Consider the following 745-nt stretch of genomic DNA (forward strand, 5'->3'; position numbering starts at 1 on the left):
CGACGCCAACGACCCCAACGGATAACGGTGGTAACACCAACAATGGCGGTACGACGCCAACGACCCCAACGGATAACGGTGGTAACACCAACAATGGCGGTACGACGCCAATAAATCCAACCGATAACGGTGGTAACACCAACAATGGCGGTACGACGCCAACGGATAACGGTGGCAACAACAACACCAACAATGGCGGTACGACGCCAACGACCCCAACGGATAACGGTGGTAACACCAACAATGGTGGTACGACGCCAACGACGCCAACGGATAACGGTGGCAACAACAACACCAACAATGGCGGTACGACGCCAACGACGCCAACGGATAACGGTGGCAACAACAACACCAACAATGGCGGTACGACGCCAACGACTCCAACGGATAAGGGTGGCAACAACAACACCAACAATGGCGGTACGACGCCAACGACTCCAACGGATAACGGTGGCAACACCAACAATGGCGGTACGACGCCAACGACCCCAACGGATAACGGTGGCAACACCAACAATGGCGGTACGACGCCAACGACCCCAACGGATAACGCTGGCAACAACACCACCAACAACAATGGTGGCACGACGCCAACGACTCCAACGGATAACGGTGGCAACAACACCAACAATGGTGGTACGACGCCAACGACTCCAACGGATAAGGGTGGCAACAACACCAACAATGGCGGTACGACGCCAACGACGCCAACGGATAACGGTGGCAACAACAACACCAACAATGG

Annotated in this window: 1 protein-coding gene; it reads left to right on the forward strand. The window is 55.4% G+C overall.

The genetic code is table 11. The features are described from left to right. Positions 1 to 745, forward strand: a 745-nt coding sequence (locus AABI08_RS08505; RefSeq protein ID WP_421823507.1) for a hypothetical protein, incomplete at both ends; no start/stop codon positions are given.

This window comes from Fructobacillus evanidus, assembly GCF_963580165.1.
Taxonomy (GTDB): Bacteria; Bacillota; Bacilli; order Lactobacillales; family Lactobacillaceae; genus Fructobacillus; species Fructobacillus evanidus.